A 22,420-nucleotide genomic window follows, 5' to 3' on the forward strand; every position below is an offset into this window, starting at 1 on the left:
GTGTAAAGGGATGCACTTACGCTTGTGAAACGCTAATATTCGTCAGTTCCATTGAAAAAATTTGCAGGCAAAGCGATGTGGTCAGAATATTCTCTGGAAGTGATTGAAGCCGTTGCCAGAACCGGCAGTTTTACCGCCGCAGCAGCTGAGCTTCACCGCGTGCCTTCTGCGGTGAGCTATACCGTACGCCAGCTGGAGCAGTGGCTGGCCGTCAGCCTGTTTGAACGCCGCCATCGCGATGTGGTACTGACAGAAGCGGGGCGGGTGTTTAGTGAAGAAGGGCGTTTTGTTATCAAAAAAATGCTTGCCACCCGACGCCGCTGCCAGCAGGTGGCTAACGGCTGGCGCGGTCAGATTAATATCGCCGTAGACCGTATCGTCAGGCCGCAGCGTACCCGCCAGCTTATTGTGGATTTCTACCGTCATTTCCCCGATATGGAACTGCATATCTTCCCCGAGGTGTTTAACGGTGTGTGGGATGCGCTGGCGGATGGCCGCGTCGATGCGGCAATTGGGGCCACGCAGGCGGTGCCGGTGGGCGGGCGCTTCGCCTTTCGCGATATGGGCAGCCTTAACTGGCGCTGTGTGGTGCAGGCGGATCATCCCTTATTGCAACAGGCGGGACCGCTTAGCGACGATCTGCTGCGGGAATGGCCATCGCTGACGCTGGAGGACACCTCACGCGCGTTGCCGAAGCGTAACACCTGGACGCTGGATAATCAGCGACGGCTGGTGGTTCCGGACTGGGACAGCGCGTTAGACTGCCTGCGTGCCGGACTGTGCGTCGGCATGATCCCGGGACACTTTGCTCAGGGTTGGATTGCTGAAGGGGGAATTGCGGAACTGACGCTGGCAAACCCGTTCCCGATCAGCCCATGCTGCCTGAGCTGGTCGGAACAGAGTGCATCACCGGCGCTGAGCTGGCTGCTGGATTATGTTGGCGACAGCGATACGCTGAATGCTGAATGGCTGAGTGAACCGTCCGCCTGAGCGAACGGTAAACGGAGAAGGGATTAGCGGCGATAGTCGCGGAACGGACCGTCGGCTACGGAGCGGCGTTCAATCAGTGACGGATGTACTTCAATGGTCTGCGGTTCTTCACGCTTGCTGGTGATGCGATCGAGCAGCATATCGAACGCGGTTTCTCCCAGCCGCTCTTTTGGCTGATGCACCGTGGTCAGCGCCGGTGTGAAATAGCGCGCGTTGCGCACGTTATCATAGCCGATCACTGAAATATCCTGTGGAACGCGCAGGCCCATCTCGTCCGCGGCGCAAATTGCACCCATCGCCATCACGTCGCCGCCGCAGAAGATGGCGGTCGGGCGCTGTTTCTGCCCCAGAATCTGCTGCATGGCGCGATAGCCGGATTCAGGTTCAAAGTCGCCCTGAACCAGCCACTCTTCACGCAGTGTAATCCCGGCTTCATTCAGCGCCTTGAGGAATCCCGCATGGCGACCGCCGCCGGTGTTGCGCTCCAGCTGCCCCGGGATGGCACCGATATCACGATGCCCGCGCTCAATCAGATAACGCCCGGCCAGATAGCCGCCTTCAAAAGCGTTATCCAGCACGGTATCGGTGAAATCGCCACGCGATTCACCCCAGTCCATGACCACCATCGGGATATTGCGGTGGCCTTCCAGCATCGAGATTAATGAGTCCGGGTACTCAGAGCACATCACCAGCAGCCCGTCGACGCGTTTCTGCGCCATCATCGACAGGTAAGCCTGCTGTTTGTTCAGGTCATTATGTGCATTCCCAAGGATCAGGGTATAGCCTTTGGCAAAGCAGCGGTTTTCCACGGCTTCAATAATTTCGGCAAAATAGGGCGCTTCGCTGGAGGTGGCGAGCAGGCCGATGGTTTTGGTGTGGTTGACCTTCAGACTACGTGCCACGGCGCTGGGGGAATAGTGCAATTCCTTAATTGCTGCCCACACCGCTTCACGGGTCTCTTCGGCTACAAAGCGCGTTTTATTAATTACGTGGGAAACCGTGGTTGTAGACACCCCGGCTCGCTTCGCCACATCCTTAATTGTTGCCATTAAACTTATGCTCCTGGTGTTATCGTAACTATTTGATAACAGTTTGGTTAAACGTTTGCCTGGGTGCAGCCTTTTCCCACCAGACCAAAGTGGTTTGGATGCTGTCGCAACGGGTCGGAAAGGGGAAAAAATCGTCCGTAGAGTGACTGCAGAGCTGGCAAAAACCGTTATCCGCTACTGTTGCGCAACGGAAAAGAGGAATTCTAACAAGGCTGCGCAGAGAAAACGAGATTTTTACGGGGAACTGTGGGAAAATCTTTGCGCATACATTTTGCAGGGTTATTAAGGAGAGACGATGAGTACCGATCTGAAATTCTCACTGCTGACCACGGTGGGTGCGCTACTGATGATTATTGCATTTAGCTTTACGGCTATTCTGCACTAAAAAAATCGGGAGGAGCATGGCTCCTCCCGATTAGTAATTCAGCAATCGCTTACCGCGTTGCGCAATCAGCGAATGGTTTTCGGCGTCATCATTCGGCGGGCACCAATATAGTGCTCCTGCCAGTAGTCATCGCCCAGTGCGCTTACCTGAATGTCTTTGCCGGTTCTCGGTGACTGAATGAATTTCCCACCACCAAGATATACGCCAACGTGATCGGCTGTACCGCGTCCGTTGATGCGGAAGAACACCAGATCGCCTTTCTCCAGTTTATCGCGTTTGATCGGCGCAGCATCGCGCAGGTGATACATTTCATTCGCTGTACGCGGGATCTTAAACTTCACCAGGTCCTTATAGGCATACCACACCAGTCCGCTACAGTCGAAACCGGTTGACGGTGATGCGCCGCCCCACTGGTAGGGCTTACCCAACTGGCCCATCAGTTTGTTCATCGCCGTTTCACGCGCTTTCTGATAACGCGCGCGGTGCGCTTTGCTCAACTTCAGCGGTGATTCAGGGGATTCAATTTCATCACGCTCGATAGCACGCAGCGGGCCTTTCTTACCTTTTTTGGTCTGCAAAGAGGCGAGACGCTCCCGACCGTAGCGTTTTTTCTCCATCTTACCGATGCGGGTGGTTTTCACTTCGCGTGAGGCCGTCGCTTCCTGGCTCTTCTTCAGCTTTGCCTTCTGGGTAGCAGAAACTTTGGTTTTCTTAAGCGCGGGCTCTTTGGTTTTTTTAATGAGGGGTTCTTTGACTTTCTTCGTGGCGGCGGCTTTCACCGGGCGACGCTTGCGGCGTTCATCTTCACGCGCAGAATTGTGGTCAACTTTATGCTGATTTGCGTTAACGGGAGCATGAGGCGATGCATGCGCCATATTAAAGAACAGCTGGGCAAAGGCCAGCATGCTAAGCGTGATGATTAAACGCAACGTTCCCATTAACAGTTAAACTCAGTGTAATGACTGCATGGCAATCGAAAAAGAATTCTGCAATTTGCAGGGGTTAGGGCAATTCTAATCTAACTTCTTAACAAAAGGTAAGGTGTTTTTTGTTTCAATAAGACAGATTAAGTAAATGATGAATTATTAAGCGCAATCAGCTGCTTAACTCAACAAAAAAAAGTAATCCAACATCGAGAAACGCTGCAACGATGATAGGAAAATGTTATTTTGTTTTCATAATTTTGCATTTTGTTGCGTTCTGTTCATCAGCGCTGCATAAAATGTCGTTTTCAACGGCGGAGCAGAATCGCTACAATAACTAAACACGAAGTATCGTACTGAGGAAGTCATTTATGAGTACTGTTGAAAAAATTCAGCGCCAGATCGCAGAAAACCCAATCCTGTTGTACATGAAAGGTTCACCAAAGCTGCCAAGCTGCGGATTCTCCGCACAGGCCGTACAGGCGCTTTCTGCCTGTGGCGAACGTTTTGCCTACGTTGATATCCTGCAGAACCCGGATATTCGTGCTGAACTGCCGCGTTACGCTAACTGGCCAACCTTCCCACAGCTGTGGGTTGACGGCGAGCTGGTCGGTGGCTGCGATATCATTATCGAAATGTTCCAGCGCGGTGAACTGCAGCAGCTGATCAAAGAGACTGCGCAGAAGTACCCAGCCCCTGCTGCTGAATAAGCCGCTGCCAATAAAAAAACCCTGCATTGCAGGGTTTTTTTTCGTCTTAATATTGTCAGTGCGGTGGTAAATGCACGCCGCAGAGTCAATATGGTTCAGTACTCAGGACTGAATAATCAGGACTCCGCTTCCGGCACGGCCAGCGGCCAGCCACCCAGACGCTTCCAGCGGTTGACCAGCTCACAGAATAAATCTGCCGTCTGTGTGGTATCGTACAGCGCAGAGTGTGCCTGGCTACTGTCAAAGGTGATTCCGGCCGCGATGCAGGCTTTAGCCAGTACGGTTTGCCCAACAACCAGTCCACTGAGCGCGGCGGTATCAAAGGTCACAAACGGATGGAAGGGATTGCGCTTCAGGCTGGCACGTTCCGCCGCCGCATTCATAAAATTCAGATCGAATGTGGCGTTGTGCGCCACCATAATCGCTCTGCTGCAGCCGGTATCCTTAATCCCTTTACGAACCAGCTTAAAGATGGCGTGCAGCGCTTCATATTCGCTGACGGCACCGCGCAGGGGGTTGCTGGGATCGATGCCGTTAAAGGCCAGCGCTTCCGGCTGTAAAACTGAACCGACAAAAGGCTCTACGTGAAAATGCAGGGTTTCATCTTTCTCCAGCCAGCCATCTTCATTCATTTTTAGGGTGACGGCGGCGATTTCCAGCAGTGCGTTCGTTTTGGCATCAAATCCCGCAGTTTCCACATCGATCACTACCGGATAGAAACCGCGAAAGCGGCTGCTCAGAGTATTCAGTTCATTTAGTTCAGACATCAGCTTCTCATTGGCGCAAAAAGGCAGGGCGTATTATGGCAAACTTTGCTACGTGATGCAGCAGGCAGGTGAGAAGGAGGGCCAGAAGGCCCTCAGAGGAACTTAATTGCCCAGGCCGTGACCGGCGTGTTTATTCTCAATCAGTTCAATCTTGTAGCCATCCGGATCTTCAACAAAGGCGATGATCGTGGTGCCGCCTTTAACCGGGCCGGCTTCGCGGGTGACGTTACCGCCATCGTTGCGAATGCGATCGCAGGTTGCGGCAACATCATCCACGCCCAGCGCGATATGGCCATAGGCGTTACCGAGATCGTAGCTGTCCACGCCCCAGTTGTAGGTCAGTTCGATAACGGCACCTTCGCTCTCTTCGGTGTAGCCAACGAAGGCGAGGGTGTACTTATATTCGGTATTTTCACTGGTACGCAGCAGACGCATGCCCAGCACTTTGGTGTAGAAATCGATAGAACGTTGCAGGTCGCCAACGCGCAGCATGGTGTGAAGTAAACGCATAACATCCTCTTTTTTTTGGCGTCATCGGCGGATGACGTTAGAAAAATAGTATAGCGATAATCATTACAACTGCGAGCGTTGTAGCAATTATCGCTATTAAAACAATCTATTATATCACAAATGTGCCGCTTAACTTAGCGCAATTATCCTAAGGCAGGATAATCCGTATAGCCTTCTGCACCGCCGCCGTAGAACGTTTCCGGGCGCGGTTCGTTGAATGGCGCGCCAGCCTGCAGGCGTTCGACCAGGTCCGGGTTAGAAATGTAGCTGCGGCCAAAGGCAACCGCATCAATCAGCCCGCGTTCGATCAGGTCTTCGGCTTTTTCAGCACTGTAACCGCCCGCACCGACGATCACGCCGGGATACACAGCGCGAATCGCCTGACGGAAGCTTTCGGTATACGGTTTGCCACCGGCCCAGTCCGGTTCTGAAATATGCAGATAGGCCAGGTTGCGTTTTGCCAGTTCGGCAATGTAATACAGCGCCGCTTCTTCTTGATCTTCCCCGTTATCCAGGCCGTTAAACGGGCCGAGTGGTGAAATACGGATACCGATACGATCGGCGCTCCAGCCGTCAATGGCGGCATCAACTACTTCCAGTGCGAAACGGGTGCGATTTTCAATACTGCCGCCGTACTGGTCCTCGCGCTGGTTAGACGCCGGGGAGAGGAACTGATGAATCAGGTAGCCGTGCGCGGAGTGCAGCTCAACCAGATCGAAATCCGCTTCGCGGGCGTTAATCACCGCCTGGCGGAAGTCGGCAACGATGCCTGCAACCTCGGCAGTGCTTAGCGCGCGTGGGGTAGAGGTTGCTTCACGCAGCGGTTTACCTTCAGCATCGCGCAGCGAGGTGCGGGTTTCGGCATTGATCGCCGAAGCAGATACGGGGGCTGCGCCTTCAGGTTGCAGGCTGTTGTGCGATATACGCCCGGTATGCCAGAGCTGAACCGCGCTGCGACCGCCATCCTGGTGGATACCCTGGTTAATCGCCTTCCACGCGGCAATCTGTTCCGGACTGTGCAGCCCCGGCGCACCGGCGTAACCTTTCGCCTGGAAAGTAATTTGGGTCGCTTCGGTAATAATTAATCCAGAGGAAGCACGCTGGCGGTAATACTCGCCCATCAGCGGCGTGGGGATATCGCCTGGCTCAATGCTACGCAGGCGGGTTAACGGGGCCATAAAAATGCGGTTTGGCACGGTGATCGCGCCGGTTTTTAATGGGGTAAACAGTTTGTTCAAAGCCATAACTTACTCCTGGTAGACCGGTCGACTAGTAAGGGCGTTTTTTTTTAAATCGCCTGAAGAATACACGTCATTTGCTGCACGGCAATCTGTAAAGGCGCACTATCGCGGCGAATTTTGCACTGCAGGCTTGCGCCCAGCCACAGCATATAAAGCGTTTCCGCCGTGGAGGAGGCGGAGACGGCAGATGACAGCTTTTCCTGCTGCTGCGCCTTTTCCAGCGCGGAGGTCAGTTCGCCAATCAAAGCCGCTGAACCCGCCGCCAGCGCGTTGCGCATCTCTTCCGACAGGTCGCATACCTCAGCGGAGAGCTTAACGGAAAGGCAACCGGCAAACTGATGTTCCTGCCACCAGTTGCACGACTGCTGATAATATTCCAGCACCCGCTGACGCGCATCGCCCTGATGTTCCGCAAGGAACGCGCTCAGGTTCTGCACATATCGAGCGAAGTAGCGCTCCAGCATTGCCACTCCAAACGCTTCTTTGGAGGGGAAATAGTAGTAAAACGACCCTTTTGGCACTTCAGCTTTTTTTAGCAGCTCGATCAGCCCCGTGCCGTTAAAGCCGCTCTGCACGCAGAGCTGCTCACCGGTATTGAGGATATGTTCGCGCGTATCAAATCGGGTCGTTTTATTCATCGCAGCAGAGTACCCGACCGAATGGTCGATTTCAACCTGCGCTGATGGGTGGGGCACGATCCGCCTGGCATTTTTCCTCAAGCGCTTTTACGACAGCCCTGGAGCATATCCAGATTTTGCTGATACTCATTCGTTTGTACGTTGAGCATACCGAGCAGCGTATGGAAGATATTATCCTGCGACACCGGCTGGCTTTCTGCCTGTTGCTGCAGACAGGATGAATTGATGCTAAACGCGCTTTCATAATCCGGTGACAGCCACAGCAGGAACGGAATATGCGTTTGCTGCTCAGGTGCGAACAGATACGGTGCGCCGTGCAGATACATCCCGCGTTCGCCCAGCGATTCACCATGATCGGAGAGATAGACCATCGCGACGTTAAATTTGCTGCTGTAACTTTTCAGCAGCGTGATGGTGCTGTCGAGCATCGAATCAGTATACAAAATGCTGTTGTCATAGGTGTTGATCAGCGCCTGACGATCGCAATCCTGGATCTGATTACTGTCGCAGGTCGGTGTGAACTGACGCATTGCAGCAGGATAGCGCTGGTAGTAGGCCGGACCGTGGCTGCCCATCTGGTGCAGCACGATAATCGAATCATCCTTAATGCCGTCGATATAGTTGTTCAGGCGGTGCAGCAGCACATCATCCAGGCAGAAGTCGCTTTTGCACAGTTCATTAACCTGCCATTTGGTCATATCCGTATGCGGTACGCGATCGCAGGCACCTTTACAGCCGCCGTCGTTTTCACGCCACAGTACGTTAACACCGGCATGCGCCATGATATCCAACAGCCCTTCCTGATGACGAGCAAGCCCGGCATCATAATGTGTGCGAGGCATATTGGAGAACATGCACGGAACGGAAATCGCCGTTTCAGTTCCACAGGAAGTGGCGTTCTTATAATAGATAACATTATCGCCTTTCAGTTTAGGATTCGTTTCCCTTGGATAACCGCCCAGAGAGAAATTCTCCGCTCGGGCCGTTTCACCCAGCACGAATACCACCAGCGTCTTTTTCTTTTCTGCGCTAACGATCGGACCTTTACGGGCATCAAGGCCGATTTTTACCAGCTGCTGACTGCCGGCAAACCAGCGATCGTGCGTGTAGTGGCCGATACCACTGGCAACGTTAGCCGGAGTAATCATCTTCACCAGGCCTTTATTGTTGCGCACCATCGATGCGTAGTCTTTATAGAAGAGCGCCGCCATCATCAGAATCAGCAGGATAGCCGCCAGTGAACTGACCGAACGCCAGATGATCGATGCCCACCACGGGCGCGAAGATTCAATCTCAATCCGCCACATTACCGCGACCGGCAGCAGTCCGAGCAGTGTCAGCCAGATAAGATAACGCGTGCTGAACAACGAGATGGCTTCCTGAATGTCGGTTTCAAACACATTCTGGATCATGTTGGTGTCAATCACCGTACCGAAACTGTACATAAAGTAGTTAGCGGCGGCGCTAAACAGGATAAGTAAGGTTAACAGTGGCTTACGTACCCATGGCAGGGAGAAAAGATTAAAGATCAACAGAAAGGCGCAGAACAGCACCAGCGGAATAGAAGCCGCAAAAAAATAGTCCTGTAGGCCAACATAAGGAAAGGTCTGCCACGCGCGCAGCAGAAATACGCCGTTAAGGGCAAAAGTAAACAACAGCGCAGCACAAAGATTAAAAGTAAGATCGTTACAACGTAACTTCAAAAAAGATTTCATGGTATTCCAGTCGCAGTGTTATCTGCGTGCAGAATAACGATGAAACCTTAGATGAACCTTAAATGCGATGTGAACCGTCTGGCCTGCCTGAGGCAGGCCAGGGGGATCAGTATGCGGCGGTGAACTGCTGGCGAATATGCTGCGGATTTTCAATTTCATCGACAATGGCCACGGCCAGGTCGGCAACGCTGATCGAAGCCGGATGTTCACCGTTCATCAGCAGTGACGTGGTCCCGAGGCGAAAAGTGCCGGTACGAGGCCCCGGTTCCAGCATCGCGGCGGGTGACAAATAGGTCCAGTCCAGCGCCTGCTCTTCTGCCTGAAGACGGTTACGCAGGTCACGAGCGCCCAGCGCACCGGGCTTGATGTTGGCCGGGAAGACCTCGGTATCAACCAGCTCAACGCCGGGTGCCACTTCCAGGCTCCCTGCGCCGCCCACGACCAGCAGGCGCTTCACGCCGCTGGCTTTTACCGCCTGCAGGATAAGGTCGCTGCCGCGGGTGAACTTCTCATACAGATCGCTTTCCGCCCAGCCAGGGTTGTAGGCGCTGATAACCGCATCCTGGCCTTTCAGGACGCCGCTAAGCCACTGCACGTCGTGAACGTCACCTTGTGCAACGGTCAGGCCGGATTGCGCTGCCAGTTTATCCGCCGAACGAGAGACGGCAACGACCTGATGCCTACGCGACAGGGCTTCTTTGACGATTTCAGGGCCGACAAATCCGGTTGCGCCAATGATGGTCAGTTTCATGAAGTCATTCCTTATTAACGGGTGTGGATTGCACTTTACAGCTTAACAGTGAAGCTGATAAGTGGCATATTTTGACTTTTATAATGAAGTAAAACTTACGAATAATGGAAAAACTCAACAGAATGGCGGTGTTTGCTATTGTGGTTAGCGAAGGCTCTCTGGCTGCGGCCGCCCGGCGTCTGGGGATGTCGGCCTCGGCCGTGAGCCAGCACCTGCGGGCGCTCGAGCAGGCCGTGGGCGTACCGTTGCTGTACCGATCCACGCGCAAACTGACGCTGACCGATGCTGGCGCGGCTTTTTATCCCGACTGTGAGGCGATGCTGAACCACGCTCAGGAAGCCGAAAGGCGTCTGGCCGAGATGCGCGATACGCTCACCGGTGAGCTGCGCATCAGTGCCACCGTGGGGATTGGCGGGCAGCCGCTGTGCAGCGCGATGTCTCCGCTGCTGCTACAGCACCCCGGACTGCGGCTGCGGATCATCGCCACCGATAACGTGCTGGATATGATTGAACATCGCATCGATATTGCTCTTCGCTTTAGCCGACAGCTTAGCGATGCCAGTATTATTGCCCATCCACTGGTCGAATGGCCGATGGTGATTTGTGCCGCACCGGCCTATCTGACCCGCCACGGCGTGCCCGAAACGCCGCAGCAGCTGGCGGGGCATCGCTGGATTCAGGGCCATCTTTATCAACGAGTGATTGAGCTACACCATCCGCGCGAAGAAATGCAAACCCTGCGGCTTAGCGAAGGCCAGGTGCAGAGCGACAGCATGCTGGTGATCCGCGAGTTCACGCTGGCCGGAATGGGGCTGTCGCTGCAGCCGCTGAACGAAATCCGTACCGAACTCAACAGCGGGCAGCTGATGGTGCTGTTGCCGGAATGGCGAGCGCCTTCACTCAAACTAACCGCGCTGACTCTGGAGAGAGTGCTGCCGGAGAAAAGCCGTCAGGCGTTGCAGGCGCTGCGCGATTATTTTTCCAAATTTCCGCTAAGCGGGCTTGCACAGTAACAGCCGACGAACTTCAATAGAGGCAATACGATCCAGCAGGAGGCGGTGTGGCAGAACAGTTAGAGTTTTTCCCGGTACCCAGTCCCTGTCGCGGGATCTGTCAGGCAGATGCACGCGGTTACTGTCGTGGCTGCCTGCGCAGCCGGGAAGAGCGGTTCAACTGGAACAGCTTCAGCGACGCGCAAAAACGCGACGTCTTGCGTCTTTGCCGCCAGCGTTATCTGCGGCAGCAGCGAGCGCAGCCGGCTTCCGCGGCTGACGAGCCGGATCAACCCACCCTGTTTTAAGTCGAGCCGCGTCAGCGGTGCATACTACGTTATGGAGAGAGTTATGCTGCAAGCCGTGCAAATCGCCCCGCAGGGACCTGAATTTTCGCCGATGGTGATGGGCTACTGGCGTCTGATGGAGTGGCAGATGTCGCCCCAACAGCTCACCGGTTTTATCGAACAGCATCTGGAACTGGGCATCACTACCGTCGATCATGCCGACATTTATGGCGGCTATCAGTGCGAGGCTGCGTTTGGCGAGGCGCTGCGGCTTCAGCCGTCGCTGCGCGGGTGTTTGCAGCTGGTCACCAAGTGCGGCATTGCCACCACCGCCAACCCGGAGCATAAACTGGGCCACTACCGTACCGATACGCAGCATCTCCGCCAGAGTACGGAGAATTCCCTGCGCCATTTTCACACGGACCACCTCGATCTGCTGCTCATCCACCGCCCCGATCCACTGATGGATGCCGATGAGGTTGCTGAAGCATTTATCCAACTGCACCAGAGCGGCAAAGTGAAACATTTCGGCGTATCCAATTTCACACCGGCACAGTTCTCGTTATTACAGTCACGCCTGCCGTTTACCTTAGCCACTAATCAGGTGGAGATCTCACCGATCCATCAGGAGCTGCTGTTGGATGGAACGCTGGATCAGTGCCAGCAGATACGCATCAGGCCGATGGCGTGGTCCTGTCTGGGGCGTGGGGAAATTTTCACCCAGCCACAGTATCAGGCCCTGCGCGAAGAGCTGGAGCGCGTACGTGAAGAAATCGCCGCTGAAAACATCGAACAGGTCATCTACGCATGGATTCTGGCGCTGCCTTCACGGCCGCTGCCGATTATCGGCAGCGGTAAAATTGAGCGGGTCCGCAGTGCCGCCGCCGCCGTCAGCCTCTCTTTGAGCCGCCAGCAGTGGTTCAGAATTCGGAAAGCCGCACTGGGCTACGACGTGCCTTAAGAAAATGATGATCCGACGAGCTATCAGCGTCGGATCGCTACCGTTCAGGCCTTTGTTTCACGGGGCTGAAGCTGTGAAAGAGAACAGTAAAGGCGCCAGACGATCCCCGCCAGTTCGCTTTCCTGCGCATTACCGCTCTTTATCAGCATGTCAATGCGCTGCTGTAGCGTTGCCAGCGTATCATTGAGCGAAACATGATGAACGCCGCGATCGCCGATGATGTTTTGCAGATCGTGCAGCACGGAATCCCGCACCGAAGACAGCGCCGGGAAGGGCGTTTGCCACTCGCGCAGCTGCCAGGCTATTTGCGCGCAGTTCAATAGCACCATTCCCCAGCGCAGCAGCCAGAGCCGCGCATTTTCATCCCGGCTGTTATTTAGCTGATTGATACGATGATAAACCTGTGACTCAAAGCTGTTCTCGCTTAGCCGCGGTCTGCGGCTAAGCTGATCGAGAAACTCCCGACGCAGGGTTCGAATATGACGACGGCTGCGCCGCTTATCGGAGCTGGGACGCAGAATACCGAAGGCGATCCAAACCAACGTAACGGTACAGACCTTAGCGAGGTTATCGTTAATAAAGCTCTGATAGTCATAAACCGGAGGGTTGCTCACAGAGATGAACGAGCCTAAAAAGACAATCAGCATACCCCACAGTGCCGCATGCTTTTTCTGCTGAAGTTTAAGCAGCTGCATGGTTATCAGTAGGGGGAACAGAACGATCAGAAACTGCCAGAGTACGGTGATCTGAACCATCAGCCCAAACATCATCGCAAAACTGAAAATAGACAGTAGAATGAGCGTCTTAAGCATCAGCAGCGTGCTGCCAGTTGGAGACGGTGCTGATGAATAGAGTACACAGCCAATGGCTGCCAGCGTAATACCGGCAGCGCCAGAATCCCATTGTGTGGCAATCCAGTAGCCGCACCCCAGAAACACAACGCTGAACGTACGAATTGCGTTCCAGCCAGCCTCCGCGCCGTCAGCCTGGCGAGCCAGCGCCGGAACCTCTGGGGGGGAAAGCCGGGTATCACTGTCGGCGCGTTCAAACTGACGTATCCAGCGAGAATTGTTCAGATACAGCCAGCATAAATAGCGTAAATGCTTCCAGTAGGCATGGTGCTGGTAGGCTGACGTGTCTCGCGGCGCTGCCGTTTGCAGGATCTGCGCCAGCCGGTACTTGTCACAGTTTTTCAGCGCCAGTTCAGCCAGCAGTTGTTGGGTAGCCTTGTACAGAATTTCAGGCGGGTCCTGCCAGTTCAGCAGCATTCTACGCAGACTGGATATGACGCTGGTCAGGCGTAACTGCTGGTGGAGCACATAGTTCAACACGTTGTTCTGGCGTCGGAAACGATAGTGGCTCCAGAAGGCCTGAATACGCAGCAGATTCATCGTCAGGATCTGACTGATAACGTTTTCGTGTGCGTGGCGCATACCGTCCGTGGTTTCACGTTGCAGTAGCAGCGTGGCATGTTCAAGCAGCCTGGCGTGCATTTGTTTAAGCGAGTTGAGTAACGTTTCGCCGTCGGAGGTGCTCGGCAGCACCATCATCATCAGCCCACCACAGAGGATGCCGGATATCACTTCACATACGCGTGCTTGCGCTATGGTCCACAGTTCGCTGGAATCGGTGACGTTGACGCAGCTGAACGCGATAATCGCCGCAGTGTACCCCGACAGTGAAAATGCGTAGGCGACGTTGTTTTGATAGTGATTAGACACCCATGTGCAAAAAGCCAGCCAGGCGGCAATCGTGATGGTAAAAAGCCACGGCTCGTTCAGGGTATGACCGGCAATCAGTAGCGCAGCGCAGGCTCCGATCATACTGCCGACAATACGGCCCAGACTTTTGCTGATCACGCCGCCCACCGTAGGGAAGCTGACGACCGCAGCCGAGGTCATCGCCCAGTAGGGCTGATCGAGCTGCAGACCGTAAGCAATACTCAGAGCAAGACACATAGCGATTGAGTTGCGCAACGCATAGCGCCACTGCGCACTCGTCGCCTTAACCCATGGCAGTTGCTGCCACTCAAGCCAGCTCAGATTCATCGCGACCTCAGTGCTGTAACGATATGGTAACCGTGGTACCCGCAACCAGCGGCAGATCCGCCGGAAGATCGGTCAGTCTGATACGCACCGGCACGCGCTGTGCCAGCCGGACCCAGGGAACGTTAGGCTTGATATCGGGCACCAGTCCGCTGTCGGTCTCAACGCTCTGGTCGTAGATCGCCCGTCCGATGCTCTCTACCTCACCGCCGAGTTCGCGATCGTCGCTGTACAGGCGCAGTCTGGCTTTAGCACCAGGCCGGATATGGCGCAGTTTGGTCTCTTCGAAATAGCCCATAACGTAAAACGAATGACTGTCAACCAGTACAAATAGCGGTGATCCGCTGCTGGCATAGTCGCCTACGCGTGTCACCAGGTTATTTATCCATCCATCGACCGGAGCATAAACGTTGGTTTGCGACAGTTCCCAGCGTGCCCGATCGAGCTGTGACTGTGCCGTTTTCTCGCTGGCGGCCATCGATTTCACCGCGAGATTTGCTTCATCCAGATCTTCTGCCGAGATAACGTTGCGCGGAAGATCCTGCCGACGGTGGGCCTCATGCTGCGCTTTGACTAAATCAGACTGGGCTTTCGCCAGCTGCGATTCTGCCGTTGTCACGGCGATGCGATAGGGATCGTCGTCAAGACTAAACAGTTTGGTGCCTTTGGTGACGAACTGATTATCTTTCACATACAGATGCATGATGCGCCCCGAAACCTGCGGGGTAATGTTAACCAATTCTGCGCGGACTTTGCCGTCACGTGTCCAGGGAGACTGCATGTAGTAGTTCCATAACCACCATGCAGCGCACAGCGCAGCAGTGAACACAATCAGGGTTGAAAAGTACTTAATCGAATTCAGTTTCATCATGTCATCCAGAGATCATCAACCACAGCCACAGCGAAGCGCTAACGCAGAGTATAAAAATCGACAGGTCAAGCAGCGTTGGGTGCCAGACTTCCCCGGAATACATCCAGTCCCGGAGCAGGGGATGAAGTATCAACCAGAGGAAAAAGCCCAAAAGAACGGCCTTAAAAAGCGGGGGGAAATAGAGCGAAGCACCAAGAACCAGGTCGGTGAATGGGGCCGCTGTCAGTGAGAGAGTCATCATCACATTGTAAATCCTTATCGTCGTCGGCCCTGTGGCGACTAAAAATCTGATACAAGCGCTTTAAGGAGCGATTTGTATTTTGTCCTGTAAACTCGCAGAATAGTCTAAAATGAGGCTTGATAGCTAGCAAGCTAATTATAAGGAGTGGAAATTGGATACCCCGTTGGGAACTGACCTTGCAAGACTGGTGCGCATCTGGCGCGCACTCATCGATCAACGATTGAAACCACTGGAGCTAACCCAGACTCATTGGGTGACGCTGCACAACATTCATCAGCTGCCTCCCGAGCAGTCACAGATACAGCTGGCAAAGGCGATCGGCATCGAACAGCCTTCACTGGTGCGTACTTTGGATCAGTTGGAAGAGAAAGGGCTGATAGTGCGCAGTACCTGCGCTAACGACCGACGCGCCAAGCGAATCCGTCTGACGGAAGCAGCGGAACCGATTATTAATCAGGTGGAAGATGTGATTGATGCCACGCGTGATGACATTCTGGTGGGGATCTCCCAGGCCGAGATTGACAAGCTGGTGACGCTGATCGCCCGGCTGGAAAAAAACATTGTGGAACTGCAGCGTAAAGCTGAGTAAACATGCCGGTTATATGCCGCAGGGAGCAAACCTGCGTTAAATCTTTACTATTGATTGATGCATCGTGGAGTATTGTGTGGGATGAGCATCGCGCTAATTGCAATGCTCATCAATGTTCATCAATGCTGACTCCGCTGATTCAAATATCATCAATGGTATGATCTAAAACGATCTCCAGCGTCTTGCGTACCACATCAGCACTGACTACATTGTCCGTTAATTCGAGTATTTCAATCAGGCGGGCAATAATCGCCTTATTGGTAAGATGCCCGTCTGAGGCAATAATGCTACTGACAACTTGCCCAAGCAGGGCAGACTCTTCCGCCAACGCCTCGCCCGACGTGCGAAAGTACTCAGAGATACTGGTACCTGAAACACCATGAAAAACTTGTGATTTATTTGTTGTAATCTGATTCATCATTCACACCGTACAGGTTAAAATTCGCCATTGTCAGTTAATGTTTTTTAGCGCTGCCGGAAACTGTCGCAGTGCTAACCAAAGGAAAAACATTGTCTTTATGTTGTTCTTTTTTTAGCGTTGAAGTATCACGATGCAGAAAGTGCTCACTGTTACCTTCTAATTGCGTAACCAGGTAGGCAATATATTCGCATCTGCCTGCATCTGACTCATCAACGCCCATTTGTCTGAGTTGATGCATTAAAGAATGCTTATTAATTGGCCCTTTTTTCTTCAGCAGGGCGAAAGCCGCTTCTCCTATAATCTCGGCAGCCAGTCTGTCATGTTCAATTCGGTTCATAGCTACATCTCTTATCGCCGCCGGGATCAAAAACTCTGCGGCATTAAGTCATTTCATAAAAAAAGCTATCAGCCTGACTTGTTTTTTTAAGGCGCCGGCCTGATGGCCAGGCTGAAAGAAGTAAATCGCCGCATTTAGCGTTCAAACAACATCGAAATGAGTTCCTGATAATGCCTCTCTTCTGATTCATCTGAGGCAGCTTCAAGACGACGCAGTAATTTAGCGCAGATTGCTTTGCGGTTCAGGCTGCGCCCGTCACTGAGTATCTCAACAACGATTTCACCGAGAGTCACCTGCTGTTCGGATTGAGCTGCTTTTTCAAAATAGCGGGCAATGGCATTTGCTGGTGCCGGGCTGTAACCGTTCTGCTGCATATGTCACTCCTGTAAATTTCTCAATTATCCAACACCCCTTAAAGTTATACCAATACGTAAAATCTGTACATAAAAACTTGTACATATTTTTATTGGTGCAGAGTGTAATCTTCTAATGTATTGTTTTAATTGATTTAAAACTTACCCGTGCTGATGTTAATCGTGGTGTACAGATTAATATCTTCACTTTGATTCGCTCGCTGCGTTTATCGTTTCAAATGCGTGATTCCTTCAGGGCTCTTCGGTATTAACAAGACGCAGTGACAGTCATCTGCTAAGGTAGCAACTCACACACTTTTCCTTTGGAAGTATCATGCTTACCACCCTTATCTATCGCAGCCATATTTGTGAGCATTTCCCGTCTCATGACCTGAAAGAAATGGTCAACGCTGCAAACTTAAAGAATGGTCAGGCAGATGTGACGGGGATACTGCTTTTTAACGGCGTTCACTTTTTCCAGTTGCTGGAAGGCCCGGAAGAGAGCGTTTTTAATATTTACCAGCGGATTTGCGAAGACTCGCGCCATTACAACGTTGTCGAGGTCTTCTGCGATTTCGCACCTCACCGTCGGTTTGGTAAAGCGGGAATGGAGCTTTTTGATCTGCGTGAATATGAAAGGGAAGAGGTGTTACAGAGCGTTCTGAACAGAGGAACGTCAAAGTATCAGTTAATTTATGACGACCGGGCGCTACAGTTCTTCCGGACTTTTGTTGAAGCCACCGAAAAAGAGAATTACTTCGAGATCCCTCCTGCTGATTCATGGGCATTTGTTTCTGATGGTAATAGCGTGCAGTCCGCATCGCTCCCCGCTGAAATCACGACCGAGTGCAGTTTTGCTTTTCAACCGATTGTCGATCCTCTGGCCCAGAAAACCGTATCGCTGGAAGCATTGATCCGTACATCTTCGGGAGAGAGTTCAGCGGCATTTTTCAACGGTCTGGAAGGGGATGAAGTCTATAAGGCTGACTTGAAGAGTAAAAGGACCGCCTTCGCCCTGGCCGCAGCCATCAATGTGGGCGCCCGGACGCTCTCTATCAATCTGCTCCCCATGACGCTGGTCAGAATCCCGGAAGCGGTGAATTTCCTGTTGAACGAGATTAATGTTAACGGATTGGTCCCGGAACAAATCATCGTTGAGTTTACTGAAAATGAGGTGATATCGCGCCTTGAAGAGTTCACTAATGCGGTGAGACAGCTCAAAGCTGCCGGCATCCGCGTCGCTATCGACCACTTTGGCGGCGGTTTTGCCGGACTGTCGTTGCTGGCACAGTTTCAGCCAGAAAGGATCAAGATCAACCGAGAGCTGATCCGTGATGTACACAAGAGCGGGCCGCGGCAGGCTATTGTCCGGGCGATCATTCAATGCTGCGCTTCATTGGAAATTATGGTTTCAGCCGTTGGCGTCGAAAAACCAGAAGAGTGGATGTGGTTGGAATCTGCTGGCGTTTCGCATTTCCAGGGGCATCTTTTCGCGCCGCCTGCCTTCCAGGGGATTCCTGCCGTCTGCTGGCCTGAAATGTTGAGCACGATGTAATACCTGTGTGGCTGAACCGAAACTGTACAGTGCAGGTGGTAAAAACCTGCACTGTGGGTGATCTCTTCCGATAAATGTAGTGCCGGTGCCTATCCCCTTTATTAACTGTGGCTTACGTCAGTTACATTCTCGTACAGTTAACACACTTTTACCCCAAAAAATCCAACATCTTTGTATAATTGACAGAACTTTGTACAGCTTTAATGTGTATAATTGCACTATGATGTATCGGCTGGCTATGAGGAAGTGAATGGCCTTTTACAGTATTGGTGACGTCGCTGAGCGATGCGGAATTAACCCGGTGACACTTCGTGCATGGCAGCGGCGTTACGAGTTGCTCAAACCGAAGCGGACGGAAGGGGGGCATCGTCAGTTTGATGAGGAAGATATCCAGCGGATTGAGGAAATTAAACGCTGGATTGAAAGCGGTGTCTCCGTCGGTAAGGTCAAAGCGCTTTTAGAACAAAGTGAAGTGAACTTGCAGGATGGCTGGGAATCTCGCCAGGAAGAGATGATGGCCGTGCTTCGTCAGGCCAGACCGTCTAAGCTGCGCGCGATTATCACCGAACTGGATCGTAAGCATTCGGCGGACGCGGTGATCGACCAGATCATTATTCCCGTGCGCCAACGTTTGATTCTCGATCTGTCAACGGCACGGTCTATGAGCAGCCTGTTTGATGGTGCACTGATTGATTATGCCAGTTCATGCCTTGTTGCATCGCGAAAAAAAGCAGGCAGAAATACGCTATTAATGAGCTGGGATAATGGCGATCGGGCCCGGCTGTGGCTTGAGGCCTGGCGGCTTTCACAGCGAAGCTGGCACGTTGACGTACTCTCTGAACCGCTGGAACATCCGAGACCGGAACTCTTCCCGGGCCAGCACGTTTTCCTCTGGACGGGGAACGCGCTTACGCAAGAACAGCAGGAACAAATGACCCACTGGAAAGCACAGGGATACGACGTTGCATTTCATGCAGGATAAAAAAATACCGGCCTCTTGCGATGACCGGTATCAGTAATATCGAGAGTTTTGCTGTGTGGGCTTAGCGAGGCGAAACGGTAATCTGGCTGCCGTTTGATGCCATTGCTACGCGCTGACCCACCGAGAAGCGGCTGGCTGCCTGCTTCTGTACCACCATGATGGTATTGCCATCGTCCTTACGGATTTCCAGCTCAACACCCTGGCTTTTATTTACCGCGGACTCAACGCCCTGGCCTGCTACACCACCGGCAATCGCACCCGCTGCTGTCGCCAGGCTGCGGCCGGTACCGCCGCCAACGGTGTTACCGAGGAAACCACCCAGTACTGCACCGCCGATAGCACCGATAACGTTGTTTTCTTCGCCGCCCTGAATCTGAATAGGACGCACGGAAACCAGGGTACCGTAAGAGACGCTCTGAACCTGTTTGGCCTCAGATGCGGAATACACATCACCTGACAATGTGTCGTTATTTGCACAACCCGCCAGCGTCATCCCGACAAGAGTCACGGCTAGTAAACGCTTCATCATATTAAGAACTCCTTTATATTGCAGTTGCTGCACATAGTCAGGCAGCCGTAATGGCATCATTATATGTTACCAGCTGTGCATTTCTCACTATTGGAAATGAAAAAAGTAAAAGAAAATATAGCCCGCGATGCTTAAACACCGTGTCAATCACCGCATGAAATGTCTTCGCGGTGCAATAAATGACAGCGAGAATAAAAAAATGTTCACTAAATCATGGTATTGCTAACCATATTTTGCCAGGCTGGCAGCATCATTCTCATGCCCTTCAACGGGGTTAAGGCAGACGCATGAAATCGGGACGCTATATCGGTGTGATGTCGGGCACCAGTCTGGACGGTGTGGACGTGGTGATTGCTGCGATTGACCAGCATATGGTGGCGCAGCAGGCCAGCTATTCGCATCCCATTCCGCACGAACTCAAGCTGCAGATTCTGGCTATCTGTCAGGGGCAACCGTTGACACTTTCTCAGCTTGGCCAGCTGGACACCCGGCTGGGGAGACTGTTTGCCGAGGCCATTAATACGCTGCTCAAACGCCAGGGGTTGAGCCATGAAGATATCACAGCGATTGGGTGTCACGGGCAAACCGTATGGCATGAACCGCACGGAGACGCGCCCAATACCCTGCAAATTGGCGACAATAATCAGATTGCCGCTGCCACCGGTATTACGGTTGTAGGCGATTTCCGCCGCCGGGATATGGCGCTCGGCGGGCAGGGGGCACCGCTGGTTCCTGCTTTCCACCATGCGGTATTGATGCATCCCAGCGAGCGCAGAATGGTACTCAATATCGGTGGCATCGCTAATCTCTCTCTGCTGATGCCCGGTCATGCACCGCGTGGTTTTGACACCGGACCGGGCAATATGCTGCTTGATGCCTGGATCTGGCGGCAGCAGGGTAAACCCTACGATCTCGACGGTGCCTGGGGAGCGGGCGGTCGCATTATCTATCCGCTGTTGCAGCAAATGCTCAGCGATCCCTATTTCGCACTGAGCGCACCGAAAAGCACCGGCAGGGAATACTTTAATCTCGGCTGGCTGGAACGCCATCTGGCGATGTTCCCGGGCCTTGCCGCTCAGGATGTTCAGGCCACATTAATCGAGCTGACCGCGACCACCATCGCCGAGCAGGTATTGCTTAGCGGCGGTTGTGACCGCTTGCTGGTGTGCGGCGGTGGCGCTCGCAACCTGCAACTGATCGCCCGACTGGTGGCGCTGATTCCGGGTACGGAAGTCAACAGCACCGATAAAGCGGGGATCAGCGGCGACGACATGGAAGCGCTGGCGTTTGCCTGGCTGGCGTGGCGGACGCTGAGCGGGCTGCCGGGCAATTTGCCATCGGTGACCGGTGCGCGCGAGGCCAGCGTGATAGGGGCAATATTCCCGGCAAATCGTCCATTACGCTGATTGCATCTGCGGAAATAGCGTTTTACGCTGGGCTGAACTGACGTAAAAACACAGGAGATAGCGATGAAACAGGGGATTTTTGTGGCAGCGCTGCTGCTTTCTGGCTGCAGCTACTTTCAACATTCCGCTGAGGAACAGCCGAAAACGCTGCATTACACCTGCGGAACGCTGCCACTAACCGTTCAGCTCGACAACGCGAAAAGTGAAGTCAGCATGATTCTGGACGGCAATCAACTGACGTTGAAACAGCAGGTGGCGGCATCGGGCACCCGTTACAGCGACGGCAACTATGTGTTCTGGTCGAAAGGTGATTCTGCCTTTATTGAGCGTAATGACAAAATTATCATTAACGACTGCCAGCTGCAGAACGCTGGTTAACCCATTGAAATTATGAAGGGTGGGGCGCACAATGCCTTATCCCTTCTCAACCAGAAGTCAGAGCGATGAGCGACAGCGATCACCTGCAACAAATTGCCCACCTGCGGCGCGAATACACCCGTGGCGGCCTGCGCCGCAAGGATCTTCCCGATGACCCGTTGAAACTGTTTGAACAGTGGTTCGAGCAGGCGGTAGCGGCTCAGCTGCCGGACCCCTCGGCGATGAGCGTCGCGACGGTTGATGAGCACGGGCAGCCTTACCAGCGAATTGTGTTGTTAAAGCATTTCGACCAGCAGGGTATGGTGTTTTACACCAACCTTGGCAGCCGCAAGGCGCAGCAGCTGGAGAAAAACCCGAAGATCAGCCTGCTGTTTCCCTGGCATATGCTGGAGCGCCAGGTGATGGTGCTGGGCAGCGTTGAGCGCCTCTCCACGCTGGAAGTGATTAAGTATTTCCACAGCCGCCCGCGCGACAGCCAGCTGGGGGCCTGGGTTTCAAAACAGTCCAGCCGCATCTCAGCGCGCGGCGTGCTGGAAGGCAAATTCCTCGAGCTTAAGCAAAAATTCCAGCAGGGTGAGATCCCACTGCCCAGCTTCTGGGGCGGTTTCCGCATCAAAATCGACTCAATGGAGTTCTGGCAGGGGGGCGCACACCGTCTGCACGATCGCTTCTTCTATCAGCGCGAAGACGACAATTCCTGGACGATCGACCGCCTGGCTCCCTGAAGCGCGAAATGAAACGTGAAATAATGGCTTAACCGCTGGATTCGAGCGGAGTGGGCCATTATTCTATAT

At 53.3% G+C, this 22,420-nt stretch carries 27 protein-coding genes; 12 read left to right on the forward strand and 15 right to left on the reverse strand.

What is annotated here, in order from left to right:
* The first annotated feature begins 75 nt into the window (after nt 1-75).
* On the forward strand, nt 76-990 hold the full coding sequence (gene punR, locus IBT46_RS05320) for a DNA-binding transcriptional activator PunR (RefSeq protein ID WP_200544649.1): 915 nt from the start codon (nt 76-78) through the stop codon (nt 988-990).
* A gap of 23 nt (nt 991-1,013) precedes the next feature.
* Here the strand turns inward: punR and purR are convergent, their stop codons facing one another.
* Nucleotides 1,014-2,039, reverse strand: coding sequence for an HTH-type transcriptional repressor PurR (gene purR / locus IBT46_RS05325; protein WP_200544651.1), 1,026 nt, complete (start codon nt 2,037-2,039; stop codon nt 1,014-1,016).
* 295 nt (nt 2,040-2,334) lie between these two features.
* On the opposite strand from purR, the gene IBT46_RS05330 reads away from it, so the two are divergent.
* Nucleotides 2,335-2,424, forward strand: coding sequence for a YnhF family membrane protein (locus tag IBT46_RS05330; protein WP_105594962.1), 90 nt, complete (start codon nt 2,335-2,337; stop codon nt 2,422-2,424).
* Between the two features lie 65 nt (nt 2,425-2,489).
* On the opposite strand, the gene IBT46_RS05335 is transcribed toward IBT46_RS05330, so the two are convergent.
* The gene (locus tag IBT46_RS05335) at nt 2,490-3,353 is read right to left on the reverse strand and encodes a C40 family peptidase (protein WP_234479985.1); all 864 of its coding nucleotides are present in this window, start codon (nt 3,351-3,353) and stop codon (nt 2,490-2,492) included.
* A gap of 365 nt (nt 3,354-3,718) precedes the next feature.
* On the opposite strand from IBT46_RS05335, the gene IBT46_RS05340 reads away from it, so the two are divergent.
* The gene (locus IBT46_RS05340) at nt 3,719-4,057 is read left to right on the forward strand and encodes a Grx4 family monothiol glutaredoxin (protein WP_105594960.1); all 339 of its coding nucleotides are present in this window, start codon (nt 3,719-3,721) and stop codon (nt 4,055-4,057) included.
* A gap of 116 nt (nt 4,058-4,173) precedes the next feature.
* Here the strand turns inward: IBT46_RS05340 and rnt are convergent, their stop codons facing one another.
* The 6 genes from rnt to IBT46_RS05370 form a co-directional block, all read right to left on the reverse strand.
* The gene (gene rnt, locus IBT46_RS05345; RefSeq protein WP_105594959.1) at nt 4,174-4,824 is read right to left on the reverse strand and encodes a ribonuclease T; all 651 of its coding nucleotides are present in this window, start codon (nt 4,822-4,824) and stop codon (nt 4,174-4,176) included.
* Nucleotides 4,825-4,926: 102 nt separating this feature from the next.
* Nucleotides 4,927-5,334, reverse strand: a complete 408-nt coding sequence (gloA, locus tag IBT46_RS05350; protein WP_105594958.1) for a lactoylglutathione lyase — start codon at nt 5,332-5,334, stop codon at nt 4,927-4,929.
* Between the two features lie 143 nt (nt 5,335-5,477).
* Nucleotides 5,478-6,578, reverse strand: coding sequence for an alkene reductase (locus IBT46_RS05355; protein ID WP_200544653.1), 1,101 nt, complete (start codon nt 6,576-6,578; stop codon nt 5,478-5,480).
* Between the two features lie 44 nt (nt 6,579-6,622).
* Nucleotides 6,623-7,213 (reverse strand): TetR/AcrR family transcriptional regulator, encoded by a 591-nt coding sequence (locus IBT46_RS05360; protein ID WP_200544825.1) that lies wholly within the window; start codon nt 7,211-7,213, stop codon nt 6,623-6,625.
* A 77-nt stretch (nt 7,214-7,290) separates the two neighbouring features.
* Nucleotides 7,291-8,928, reverse strand: coding sequence for a phosphoethanolamine transferase EptA (gene eptA / locus IBT46_RS05365; RefSeq protein ID WP_200544655.1), 1,638 nt, complete (start codon nt 8,926-8,928; stop codon nt 7,291-7,293).
* A 106-nt stretch (nt 8,929-9,034) separates the two neighbouring features.
* Nucleotides 9,035-9,679 carry an NAD(P)-dependent oxidoreductase gene (locus tag IBT46_RS05370; RefSeq protein ID WP_200544657.1) on the reverse strand — a complete coding sequence of 215 codons (645 nt, stop codon included), beginning with the start codon at nt 9,677-9,679 and terminating at the stop codon, nt 9,035-9,037.
* Between the two features lie 104 nt (nt 9,680-9,783).
* Here IBT46_RS05370 and IBT46_RS05375 point away from each other — a divergent pair, with 104 nt between their 5' ends.
* From IBT46_RS05375 to IBT46_RS05385, 3 genes are read left to right on the forward strand one after another with little or no spacing between them, the layout of a single operon-like run.
* The gene (locus tag IBT46_RS05375) at nt 9,784-10,692 is read left to right on the forward strand and encodes a LysR substrate-binding domain-containing protein (protein ID WP_200544659.1); all 909 of its coding nucleotides are present in this window, start codon (nt 9,784-9,786) and stop codon (nt 10,690-10,692) included.
* 47 nt (nt 10,693-10,739) lie between these two features.
* A complete protein-coding gene (locus tag IBT46_RS05380; RefSeq protein WP_200544661.1) occupies nt 10,740-10,979 on the forward strand; it encodes a DUF1289 domain-containing protein in 240 nt (79 codons plus the stop codon).
* Between the two features lie 43 nt (nt 10,980-11,022).
* A complete protein-coding gene (locus IBT46_RS05385) occupies nt 11,023-11,919 on the forward strand; it encodes an aldo/keto reductase family oxidoreductase (RefSeq protein WP_200544663.1) in 897 nt (298 codons plus the stop codon).
* Nucleotides 11,920-11,963: 44 nt separating this feature from the next.
* Here the strand turns inward: IBT46_RS05385 and IBT46_RS05390 are convergent, their stop codons facing one another.
* Genes IBT46_RS05390 through IBT46_RS05400 form a run of 3 tightly spaced genes read right to left on the reverse strand, consistent with a single transcriptional unit; the run spans nt 11,964 to nt 15,076 of the window.
* Nucleotides 11,964-13,967 (reverse strand): FUSC family protein, encoded by a 2,004-nt coding sequence (locus tag IBT46_RS05390; protein WP_200544666.1) that lies wholly within the window; start codon nt 13,965-13,967, stop codon nt 11,964-11,966.
* A gap of 7 nt (nt 13,968-13,974) precedes the next feature.
* A complete protein-coding gene (locus IBT46_RS05395; protein WP_200544826.1) occupies nt 13,975-14,832 on the reverse strand; it encodes an HlyD family secretion protein in 858 nt (285 codons plus the stop codon).
* A gap of 4 nt (nt 14,833-14,836) precedes the next feature.
* A complete protein-coding gene (locus tag IBT46_RS05400; RefSeq protein ID WP_105594949.1) occupies nt 14,837-15,076 on the reverse strand; it encodes a DUF1656 domain-containing protein in 240 nt (79 codons plus the stop codon).
* Between the two features lie 151 nt (nt 15,077-15,227).
* Between IBT46_RS05400 and slyA the strand changes: the two genes are divergently transcribed.
* Nucleotides 15,228-15,665, forward strand: coding sequence for a transcriptional regulator SlyA (gene slyA, locus IBT46_RS05405; protein ID WP_105594948.1), 438 nt, complete (start codon nt 15,228-15,230; stop codon nt 15,663-15,665).
* A 139-nt stretch (nt 15,666-15,804) separates the two neighbouring features.
* On the opposite strand, the gene IBT46_RS05410 is transcribed toward slyA, so the two are convergent.
* The 3 genes from IBT46_RS05410 to ycgZ all read right to left on the reverse strand — a co-directional run bounded on the left by IBT46_RS05410 (nt 15,805) and on the right by ycgZ (nt 16,797).
* Nucleotides 15,805-16,083: a biofilm development regulator YmgB/AriR family protein gene (locus IBT46_RS05410; protein ID WP_200544827.1), complete on the reverse strand. Its 279-nt coding sequence runs from the start codon at nt 16,081-16,083 to the stop codon at nt 15,805-15,807.
* A 37-nt stretch (nt 16,084-16,120) separates the two neighbouring features.
* Nucleotides 16,121-16,423, reverse strand: coding sequence for a hypothetical protein (locus IBT46_RS05415; protein ID WP_200544667.1), 303 nt, complete (start codon nt 16,421-16,423; stop codon nt 16,121-16,123).
* A gap of 134 nt (nt 16,424-16,557) precedes the next feature.
* Nucleotides 16,558-16,797 carry a regulatory protein YcgZ gene (ycgZ, locus tag IBT46_RS05420; protein WP_200544669.1) on the reverse strand — a complete coding sequence of 80 codons (240 nt, stop codon included), beginning with the start codon at nt 16,795-16,797 and terminating at the stop codon, nt 16,558-16,560.
* A 313-nt stretch (nt 16,798-17,110) separates the two neighbouring features.
* Here ycgZ and IBT46_RS05425 point away from each other — a divergent pair, with 313 nt between their 5' ends.
* Nucleotides 17,111-18,331: a diguanylate phosphodiesterase gene (locus IBT46_RS05425; RefSeq protein WP_200544671.1), complete on the forward strand. Its 1,221-nt coding sequence runs from the start codon at nt 17,111-17,113 to the stop codon at nt 18,329-18,331.
* A gap of 250 nt (nt 18,332-18,581) precedes the next feature.
* Nucleotides 18,582-19,313 (forward strand): MerR family transcriptional regulator, encoded by a 732-nt coding sequence (locus IBT46_RS05430; RefSeq protein WP_200544673.1) that lies wholly within the window; start codon nt 18,582-18,584, stop codon nt 19,311-19,313.
* Nucleotides 19,314-19,374: 61 nt separating this feature from the next.
* On the opposite strand, the gene slyB is transcribed toward IBT46_RS05430, so the two are convergent.
* Nucleotides 19,375-19,842 (reverse strand): outer membrane lipoprotein SlyB, encoded by a 468-nt coding sequence (gene slyB / locus IBT46_RS05435; protein WP_200544675.1) that lies wholly within the window; start codon nt 19,840-19,842, stop codon nt 19,375-19,377.
* Between the two features lie 287 nt (nt 19,843-20,129).
* On the opposite strand from slyB, the gene anmK reads away from it, so the two are divergent.
* The 3 genes from anmK to pdxH all read left to right on the forward strand — a co-directional run bounded on the left by anmK (nt 20,130) and on the right by pdxH (nt 22,351).
* On the forward strand, nt 20,130-21,248 hold the full coding sequence (anmK, locus tag IBT46_RS05440; protein WP_200544677.1) for an anhydro-N-acetylmuramic acid kinase: 1,119 nt from the start codon (nt 20,130-20,132) through the stop codon (nt 21,246-21,248).
* Between the two features lie 63 nt (nt 21,249-21,311).
* Nucleotides 21,312-21,626, forward strand: a complete 315-nt coding sequence (locus IBT46_RS05445; RefSeq protein WP_123330359.1) for an MliC family protein — start codon at nt 21,312-21,314, stop codon at nt 21,624-21,626.
* Nucleotides 21,627-21,691: 65 nt separating this feature from the next.
* Complete coding sequence (gene pdxH / locus IBT46_RS05450; protein ID WP_200544679.1) at nt 21,692-22,351, forward strand: pyridoxamine 5'-phosphate oxidase; 660 nt, start codon at nt 21,692-21,694, stop codon at nt 22,349-22,351.
* Nucleotides 22,352-22,420 lie beyond the last annotated feature (69 nt).

This window comes from Erwinia sp. S38 (genome assembly GCF_016624545.1).
GTDB lineage: Bacteria > Pseudomonadota > Gammaproteobacteria > Enterobacterales > Enterobacteriaceae > Erwinia > Erwinia coffeiphila.